Here is a 9,369-nt window from a genome sequence, read left to right as displayed (position 1 = left end):
CTGCGATGAAGCCGTTCTTCGGCGTCCACCCTGTGGTTCTCGACCCGCAATCGGGCGAGGAAATCCATGCCAGCCCAACCGAGGGCGTGCTGGCGATCAAGGACAGCTGGCCGGGGCAGATGCGCACCGTCTGGGGCGATCACGAGCGGTTCGAGAAGACGTATTTCTCGGACTACAAGGGCTACTACTTCTCGGGCGACGGCTGCAAGCGCGACGCGGACGGGGATTACTGGATCACCGGCCGCGTGGACGACGTGATCAACGTGTCGGGCCACCGCATGGGCACGGCAGAGGTGGAATCGGCGCTTGTCGCGCATGCCAAGGTGGCCGAGGCTGCTGTGGTCGGCTACCCGCATGCCATCAAGGGTCAGGGCATCTATTGCTACGTCACCCTGATGAACGGTGTTGAGCCGTCTGACGAGCTCACCAAAGAGCTGCGCACCTGGGTCCGCACCGAAATCGGCCCCATCGCGTCGCCCGACCTCATCCAATGGGCCCCCGGCCTGCCGAAAACCCGCTCCGGCAAGATCATGCGCCGCATCCTGCGCAAGATCGCCGAAAACGACTACGGCGCATTGGGCGACACATCCACTCTCGCTGACCCCTCCGTCGTCGATGACCTCATCGAAAATCGGATGAATAAGGGGTGATGGTGATGGACGGAAGCACAACACCCACAACCGCCCCGGTTCTGATCCTGCTTGGCCCTCCGGGTGCTGGCAAAGGCACACAGGCCCGGATGCTGGAAGACCAGTTCGGCCTTGTCCAACTCAGCACAGGCGACCTACTGCGTGCGGCTGTAGCCGCTGGCACCGATGCCGGCAAGCAGGCCAAGGCCGTGATGGAAGCGGGAGACTTGGTGAGCGACGCCATCGTCATCGCCATCCTGCGCGACCGTCTGGCCGATGCCGACTGCGCCAAAGGCGTGATCCTTGACGGGTTCCCGCGCACCACGGTGCAGGCGCAAGCGTTGGACACGCTGCTGGCCGAAAACGGTCAAAAGATCGACGCGGCGGTCAGCCTTGATGTCGATGACGCCGCGATGGTTGACCGGATCTCCGGGCGTTTCACCTGCGGTGGCTGCGGCGAAGGCTATCACGACACGTTCAAGGCACCTGCGACCAAAGGCCAATGCGACAAGTGCCAAGGCACTGATTTCAAACGCCGCGCCGATGACAATGCGGAAACCGTCGCAGCCCGGCTTGATGCATATCATGCACAGACAGCCCCCTTGATTGCATTTTACGACGCACAGGGCGCGCTTGCCCGTGTGGATGCAATGGGAGCCATTGACGACATCGCCAAACAGCTTGGCGCGATCGTCGCAAAGGCCACCGCCTAAGCGGTTGCCACACGCGGCCTTGTTGCCGCGACACATGGGATACGTTTCCCCGCGCTTGCGGGGCACGTTCAACGAGGGAAGAGGAGGAGCCGCTATGGCGGACCACACATCACAACCGGCGCAGGCTGGTCAGAAGTCCGACGCGGGCTACTGGTCGGCCAATGTGCGCATCATTCTGGTGAGCCTGGTGATCTGGGCCATCTGTTCGTTCGGGTTCGGCATTCTGCTGCGCCCAATGCTTGCCGGTATCGAGATCGGCGGCACCGATCTTGGCTTCTGGTTCGCCCAGCAGGGGTCGATCCTCGTCTTTTTGGCGCTGATCTTCTTCTACGCGTGGCGGATGAACAAGCTCGATAAAGAATACGGCGTCGAGGAGGAATAAGAGCCATGGATCAGTTTACCATCAACCTGCTCTTTGTGGGCGCGTCCTTCGCGCTTTACATCGGCATCGCGATCTGGGCCCGCGCGGGATCCACATCGGAATTCTATGCCGCGGGTCGCGGCATTCACCCGGTCACCAACGGTATGGCGACAGCGGCGGACTGGATGTCTGCGGCATCGTTCATCTCGATGGCGGGTCTGATTGCCTTTACCGGCTATGACAACTCGACCTACCTGATGGGTTGGACGGGCGGTTACGTGCTTCTGGCACTGCTGCTGGCCCCTTATCTGCGCAAATTCGGCAAATACACCGTTTCCGAATTCATCGGTGACCGCTTCTACAGCCCGACAGCCCGCCTTGTGGCTGTGATTTCGCTGCTGGTGGCCTCGTTGACCTACGTGATCGGTCAGATGACCGGTGTGGGCGTGGCCTTTGGCCGCTTCCTTGAGGTGAGCAACACCGCAGGCCTTTTGATCGGCGCCTGTGTGGTGTTCGCCTACGCGGTGTTCGGCGGCATGAAAGGTGTGACTTACACGCAGGTTGCGCAGTATGTCGTGTTGATCATGGCCTACACCATTCCGGCGGTCTTTATTTCGCTGCAACTGACTGGCAACCCGATCCCGGGTCTTGGCCTGTTCGGCGAACACCAAGCCAGCGGAGAGCCGCTGCTTGCGAAGCTGGACCAGATCGTGGCCGAGCTTGGCTTCAACGAATACACGGCCCACCACGGCGACACGTTCAACATGGTGCTCTTTACCCTGTCGCTGATGATCGGGACGGCAGGTCTGCCGCACGTGATCATGCGCTTCTTCACTGTTCCCAAGGTTGCTGACGCACGTTGGTCCGCAGGCTGGGCGCTGGTCTTCATTGCGCTGCTGTACCTCACCGCTCCGGCTGTTGGTGCGATGGCCCGTCTGAACATCACCGAACAGTTCTGGCCGAATGGCACGAGCGGCGAAGCGGTGTCGGTCGAACAGATCGAAACCGATCCGGCCTATGACTGGATGGCAACATGGCAGCAGACCGGCCTTCTGGGCTGGGAAGACAAGAACGGCGACGGCCGCATCCAGTACTACAACGATGCAAGTCCGGCGATGCAGGAACGTGCAGCGGCAAATGGCTGGCAGGGCAACGAACTGACCAACTTCAACCGTGACATCCTCGTTCTGGCCAACCCCGAGATTGCCAACCTTCCCGGTTGGGTGATCGGTCTGGTGGCGGCGGGCGGCCTTGCGGCAGCCTTGTCGACAGCGGCGGGTCTCTTGTTGGCGATCTCGTCGGCGGTGTCTCACGATCTGATCAAGGGTCAGCTGAACCCAAGCATCTCGGAAAAGGGTGAACTTCTGTCCGCCCGGATCGCGATGGCGGTGGCGATTGCTGTTGCAACCTATCTGGGTCTCAATCCTCCGGGATTTGCGGCGCAAACCGTGGCTCTGGCCTTTGGTCTGGCAGCGGCGTCGATTTTCCCGGCACTGATGATGGGCATCTTCACGAAGGTGAACAACAAAGGTGCGGTTGCGGGTATGCTGACAGGTCTGATCGTGACCGTGATCTATATCTTCCTGCACAAGGGTTGGTTCTTTATCCCTGACACCAACAGCTTTACCGATGCCGATCCGCTGCTTGGCACGATCAAATCGACAAGCTTTGGTGCGGTTGGTGCCGTCATCAACTTCGCGGTGGCCTTCACCGTGTCCAAGATGACAGGTCCGATCCCGAAAGAGATCGAAGAGCTGGTCGAAAGCGTGCGCGTGCCCCGTGGCGCAGGCGCGGCTCAGGACCACTAAGCCAACAGGAGGCGTCGCCATGGCGGCGCACCCCTGACAACGCGGTCCCGCGCCGGTATTCCGGGGCGGGACTTTTTACATAGGACAACAGGTCTTTTCATGACGCTTGATCCGCTTTCGATTGCCCAATTCCTGTCCGCAATCCATCCCTATGACGCGATGGAACCCGCGGCGCTGCAGACGTTGATCGACGCCTTGACTGTCAAAACCGTGACGGCTGGGGGTGAAATCTACGCGCTGAGTGCGCCTTTGGACGGGTTGTATGTCGTGTATCGCGGCGACGTGGAGATCCGCGATGAACATGACGTGCCCATCTCGTTGCTGGGGCCCCGCAATTCCTTTGGCGAACGCGGGCTGCTGCGCGACGGGGCCAGCCTGACTTCAGCCCGCGCGGTGAGCGATACAACCGTTCTTCTGCTTCCTGCCAAGCGGTTTCATCAGGCGATGAGCGAAGACCCGGCGTTCCGTCGATTCTTTGATCGCAGCCGGACCGAAAAGCCGAACACCGCCAATCTGGCGACCACGCGGGTCGAGGTGTTGATGGCAACCACCCCTCTCACCTGCCCACCTGCCACCGATGTGCAGACCGCTGCCCGCCTGATGCGCGATGCACGCGTGTCGTCGATCTGCGTGGCAGACGGTGAAACGCTTAAGGGCATCGCAACGATCCGCGATCTGTCGGGAAAGGTGGTCGGTGACGGGTTACCGTTCGACACGCCGATCACCACGGTCATGACACCCGATCCCGTCACCCTGCCCCCTTCGGCCATTGGGTCGGATGTGCTGCACATGATGATGGAGCGGCGGATCGGGCATATCCCGGTCTGTCAAGCAGGCAAGCTGGTGGGCATTGTCACCCAGACGGATCTGACCCGGTTTCAGGCAGTCAGCTCGGCAGAGCTTGTCTCCGAAATCGCCCATTCCGGCAGTGCCGATGACATGGCGCAGGTCACCCGGCGCATTCCACAATTGCTGGCTCAGCTTGTGGCGGGCGGAAACCGTCACGAGGTCATCACCCGGCTGATCACCGATGTCGCCGACACGGTCACGCGCCGCCTTTTGGCCTTGGCCGAAGAAAAGCTGGGCGCGCCGCCGGTGCCCTATCTATGGCTCGCCTGCGGTTCGCAGGGGCGCCAAGAGCAGACGGGCGTCAGCGATCAGGACAATTGCCTGTTTCTGGACGACAGCGTGACCGACGCCGACATGCCCTATTTCGAAGCGCTGGCGCGGTTCGTCTGCGACGGGCTGGACACCTGCGGTTATGTCTATTGCCCCGGCGACATGATGGCGACCAATCCGCGCTGGCGGCAGCCGGTGCGCGTCTGGCGCGACTATTTCGCAGGCTGGATCAAGACCCCCTCGCCCGAGGCGCAGATGCTGGCCAGCGTCATGTTTGACCTGCGGCCCATTGGCGGTGCCACGCGCCTGTTCGAGGATTTGCAGGCCGAGACCCTGCGCAAAGCCTCGGCGAATTCGATCTTTGTGGCGCATATGGTGTCGAACTCGCTCAAACATACACCGCCGCTGGGGCTGTTGCGCGGCTTCGCGACGATCCGGTCCGGCGAGCACAAGAACATGATCGACCTCAAGCACAACGGCGTGGTTCCGGTTGTGGACCTGGGGCGCATCTACGCCTTGCAAGGCAAACTGACGGCGGTAAACACCGCCGCCCGGCTTGAGGCTGCGATTGCCGCCGGGGTGCTGAGCGCGTCTGGCGGGCAGGATCTGCGCGACGCCTATGACCTGATCGCGGAGACGCGGCTTGAACATCAGGCAGAGCAGGTTCGCACTGGCATCATGCCAGACAATTTTCTAAGCCCGACAGATCTGTCGGACTTTGAGCGAAGTCATCTTCGGGATGCTTTCGTGGTGATAAAGTCGCTGCAATCGGCAGTTGGTCACGGGCGCGGCATGCTAAGCTGACGCGCATCGTTTGGGAGGACGATCTATGTTTCTGGAACTGATCGCGGTGATCGTGGCCGGCATTGCCGGGGCCGGTGTGATGATGCTCATCGCCCGCACACTGGGGGACCGGGTGCCAAATTGGTTGATCCCTGTGGCCGCAGGCGCTGCGATGTTGGGCACAACGATAAGCAGCGAATACAGCTGGTACAGCCGCACAGCCGAAGCCTTGCCCGAAGGCGTTGAGGTCGTCCAGACCGCTGAGAGTACGGCGTTCTACAGGCCCTGGACCTATCTTGCGCCCTATACCAATCGTTTCATCGCACTGGATACAGGCAATGTGCGTGCAAACACCGAAGATGCGGCGCTCTTCATGGCGGATGTCTATTTCTTTCGTCGTTGGAGCACAGTGCAGGCGGTGGAGCTTATGGTGAATTGCTCTACCGGTCAGCGCGCCGATCCGGCTTTTGGTGATGGTGGCGATCCGGTTTGGCGCGATGCGGTTGCGGATGATCCTATCATCAGTGGCGTCTGTGACAGGGGATAGTGCCATGCTCTCGAGCCTCAGTCTGCGGGTCCGTATATTTCTGTTCTTTTGCCTTTTGGGATTTGGAGGTCTGGCCTCGGTCGGGGTGGCGCTGTGGTTCGGTTATAGCCGCGCGATCGAGACAACGGTCGCCAACGGATTTACCTTCGCTGCGATCCTCGCCGCGTTTCTGATCCTTGGGCTGACAGTGTCCATCTGGCTGCTTTTTGACGAAAACGTCGCCAAGCCAATCGAACGGTTGGCGGCACAGATGCGCACCCGTGCCCATGCGGGTGTGGATGGTGCATTGGATATGCAAGCCGCTCGTTACCTTGGAGATCTGGCCCCGGCAGCGTCGGCGGTGGCACAACAGCTGACCGACACCGCATTGACCACAGCACAGGCAATTGCTTCGGAAACCGCAAGGCTGACTGCCGAAAAGGCCCGGCTGACCGCACTTTTGACCGAAATTCCGGTGGCCACCATCCTTGTCGGACCCAGCGGGCAGATCGTGCTTTATGACGGACAGGGCGCCGAAGTGCTGGCGCAGTTGGGGGTGCCGCGCCTGAATGCCCAGATCACCGATTATTTCGACCCCAGTAGCCTTGGGGCCGCGGTCAGCAAACTAGGTCGCACCGGCATGGACGTGACGTTCACGGCGCAATCGCAAGATGCGACGCAAAGCTTTGACACAAAGCTGAAACCGATGGACGGCGGCGGATACCTGATGGTGATCGACAGCCAGACATTGGACATCTCGCCCGATGCGGCACGCCCGTTGGTCTATGATTTCGACCTGCTGGAACAGCGCAAGGGCGCCGCAGAGATGGACATCCTCGACCGTCCGCTGCGCAGCTTGTGTTATTCGGTGTTCGACACCGAAACCACTGGCCTTTTGCCACACAAGGACGATGTGGTGCAGCTGGGCGCGGTTCGGGTGCTGAACGGGCGCATCATCGAGGGTGAACACATCAACCAGCTGGTCGATCCCGGTCGCCCGATCCCGCCCGGATCAACCAAGGTTCACAAGGTCACCGATGCGATGGTGCGTGGCCAACCCGACATCCGCAAGGTTGGCAAGCGGTTCCACGATTTTTCCCGTGACGCAGTGATCGTCGCGCATAACGCGCCCTTCGACATGGCGTTCCTGCACCGTCAGGCCAAAGACACCGGGGTCACGTGGGATCATCCAATCCTTGATACGGTTCTTTTGTCCGCTGTCCTGTTCGGAGCAAGCGAACGGCACACGCTGGATGCGCTCTGCGAAAGGCTTAACGTCACCATCCCGACAGAGCTGCGCCACACCGCGCTTGGCGATGCCCGTGCAACCGCTGAAGTGTTGGTGAAAATGCTGCCGATGCTCGAGGCCCGCGGGCTGATCACCTTCGGTCAGGTGATCGAGGAGACGCGCCGACATGGACGTCTCCTCGAAGACCTCAACTAAGCGGCACTTTTTTGCGAAGGGTGCTTCGGGTGATGGCGAACACCGTCACAAATGTCAGGAACCAGAAGAACCAGGTGATCGGCCCCCGGAACAGGATACTTGGGTCGCTGCCAGACATCAGCATCGACTGGCGGAAATTGTCCTCAAGCAACGGCCCAAGGATGAACGCGATCAGGAACGGGGCTGCCGGGATGCGGTTGCGCATCATGATATAGCCAACCCAGCCCATGACGAACATCACACCCACGTCGAAGATGTTGTTGTTCACCGCAAAGACGCCGTAGATGCACAGGATCAGCACACCGGGCATCAGGATGCGCTTGGGCACGTCGGCCACAAAGCGGAAGCCTCGGATCGCGACTGAGCCGACAAGGAGCAGGAAGACGGAACTGACGATCAGGCCAATGAAAAGACCGTAGATGATGTCCACGTTCAAGATGAACATCATAGGGCCAGGTTGCAGCCCGTGCACCATGAAGGCACCGATGATGATCGCGGTGATCACGTCGCCCGGAACACCCAGCGCCAGAAGCGGGATCAGGGTTGCGCCGGCAACGCCGTTATTGCCTGCCTCTGAGGCTGCAACCCCCTCGATTTCGCCCTTGCCGAAATTATCCTTGTTCTTGGAGGTGCGCCGCGCTTCAGAATAGCTGAGGAAGGCCGAAGGTGCGGCCCCGATGCCAGGGATGGAGCCAAGGAACACGCCGATCATGCTGCCCCGGATGATGCTTTTGAAGCTGTTCTTGTAGTCCGCCCATGTGCACCGCGATTTGCCCAGAGCACGGGTCTTGCCCAGATGCGCCACCGGATTCCATGCCATCGAGATGATCTCGGGGATGGCGAAAAGACCAATCAGCACCGCGATGAAGTTCAGCCCCCCCATCATGTTCGGATTGCCCAGCGTGAAGCGGTTGGTGCCATAGACAAGGTCAAGCCCGATGGTCGCAAGAAGCAACCCCGCCAAAGCCGACAGCGCCCCGCGCAGCAGGCTTTCACCCGACACGCCCGCGATGATGGTCAGCGAGAAGAGGATCAGCGCAAAGAACTCGGGCGGGCCAAAATTGAGCGCGAAAGACGCGAGCCACCCGGCAAAGAGGATCAGTGCAAGGTTCGAGACCGCGTCGGCGGTACAGGACGCGTAAAGCGCCATGCCCAAAGCGCGCCCCGCCTCGCCCCGTTCCGCCATCGGGTGGCCGTCGAGGATCGTGGCAGACGATGCCGGTGTGCCCGGCGTTTTGATCAGGATGGCGGGGATCGAGCCGCCAAAGATGCCGCCCTTGTAGACCCCGAGCAAAAGCAGGATCGCGTTGATCGGCGTCATCGCAAAGGTGAAGGGCAAGGTCAGCGCCACAGCCATCGTCGCGGACAATCCGGGGATTGCCCCGGCAATGACCCCGACCGTAAGGCCGATGAACAGCATCAGGAAGGCTTCGATATTTCCGACCAGCGCAAAGCCGGCGGCAAGAGAATCCATCAGGCTCATGGCAGCCTCACGAATTCACCCTGCGGGATCGCCACACCGGCGACATGCGCAAAGAACGCGTAAAGCAGCAGCGGCACAATCACCGCGCAGACAAGGGCGGCCACCGGGTGCCGCGTGCGGAACAGAAAGGCGCAGGCCGCAAAGGCCAGCATCGCGGTCCAGACCATGCCCAGAAGCGGCAGGCCGACCATGACCAGCACCATGATCGCCCCCAGCGCGCCAAGCCGCATCCACGGCGCCGAGCCTTCAGGATGGCCGGTTTCCTCGTCCTCGAACGGGGTGTCTGTCGCCGAGGTGACTGCGTTGAACAGCAGACCAAGCCCAATAATTGCTGTGAACCCGGCCAGAACATAGGGCCAGAATTTCGGCGACAAAATAATGTTGCCGACGTTGGATGGCGAGAAGACATAGGTGGGAATGGCGTAGAACACGAGAAAAAGCGCGAACAGGGATGCAACGATCCCCAGGCGCAGGTGCAGCGATTTCTGGGACATTGGCAAGTG

At 60.8% G+C, this 9,369-nt stretch carries 9 protein-coding genes; 7 read left to right on the top strand and 2 right to left on the bottom strand.

What is annotated here, in order from left to right; genetic code table 11:
* From MCRY_RS09105 to MCRY_RS09075, 7 genes are all read left to right on the top strand, one after another.
* A partial coding sequence (locus MCRY_RS09105) for an AMP-binding enzyme (RefSeq protein ID WP_139834093.1) occupies positions 1-650 on the top strand: 650 nt, incomplete at its 5' end.
* Between the two features lie 5 nt (positions 651-655).
* Complete coding sequence (locus tag MCRY_RS09100; protein ID WP_138488188.1) at positions 656-1,342, top strand: adenylate kinase; 687 nt, start codon at positions 656-658, stop codon at positions 1,340-1,342.
* A 94-nt stretch (positions 1,343-1,436) separates the two neighbouring features.
* The gene (locus MCRY_RS09095) at positions 1,437-1,724 is read left to right on the top strand and encodes a DUF4212 domain-containing protein (RefSeq protein ID WP_085629175.1); all 288 of its coding nucleotides are present in this window, start codon (positions 1,437-1,439) and stop codon (positions 1,722-1,724) included.
* 5 nt (positions 1,725-1,729) lie between these two features.
* Positions 1,730-3,511 (top strand): sodium:solute symporter family protein, encoded by a 1,782-nt coding sequence (locus MCRY_RS09090; protein WP_085629174.1) that lies wholly within the window; start codon positions 1,730-1,732, stop codon positions 3,509-3,511.
* Between the two features lie 99 nt (positions 3,512-3,610).
* The gene (locus MCRY_RS09085; protein WP_085629173.1) at positions 3,611-5,434 is read left to right on the top strand and encodes a DUF294 nucleotidyltransferase-like domain-containing protein; all 1,824 of its coding nucleotides are present in this window, start codon (positions 3,611-3,613) and stop codon (positions 5,432-5,434) included.
* A gap of 25 nt (positions 5,435-5,459) precedes the next feature.
* On the top strand, positions 5,460-5,960 hold the full coding sequence (locus MCRY_RS09080; protein ID WP_085629172.1) for a hypothetical protein: 501 nt from the start codon (positions 5,460-5,462) through the stop codon (positions 5,958-5,960).
* A gap of 4 nt (positions 5,961-5,964) precedes the next feature.
* Entirely contained in the window at positions 5,965-7,383 is a 1,419-nt protein-coding gene (locus MCRY_RS09075) for a 3'-5' exonuclease (protein ID WP_085629171.1), read from the top strand.
* On the opposite strand, the gene MCRY_RS09070 is transcribed toward MCRY_RS09075, so the two are convergent.
* Both MCRY_RS09070 and MCRY_RS09065 read right to left on the bottom strand, forming a co-directional pair.
* Entirely contained in the window at positions 7,376-8,866 is a 1,491-nt protein-coding gene (locus MCRY_RS09070) for a tripartite tricarboxylate transporter permease (protein ID WP_085629170.1), read from the bottom strand. The two genes, MCRY_RS09075 and MCRY_RS09070, sit on opposite strands and share 8 nt — an antisense overlap.
* Positions 8,863-9,360 carry a tripartite tricarboxylate transporter TctB family protein gene (locus MCRY_RS09065; protein WP_085629169.1) on the bottom strand — a complete coding sequence of 166 codons (498 nt, stop codon included), beginning with the start codon at positions 9,358-9,360 and terminating at the stop codon, positions 8,863-8,865. Before MCRY_RS09065 ends, MCRY_RS09070 begins: the two co-directional genes overlap by 4 nt.
* Positions 9,361-9,369 lie beyond the last annotated feature (9 nt).

This window comes from Marivita cryptomonadis, assembly GCF_002115725.1.
Taxonomy (GTDB): domain Bacteria; phylum Pseudomonadota; class Alphaproteobacteria; order Rhodobacterales; family Rhodobacteraceae; genus Marivita; species Marivita cryptomonadis.
This window is presented reverse-complemented; position numbering and strand designations above follow the sequence as displayed.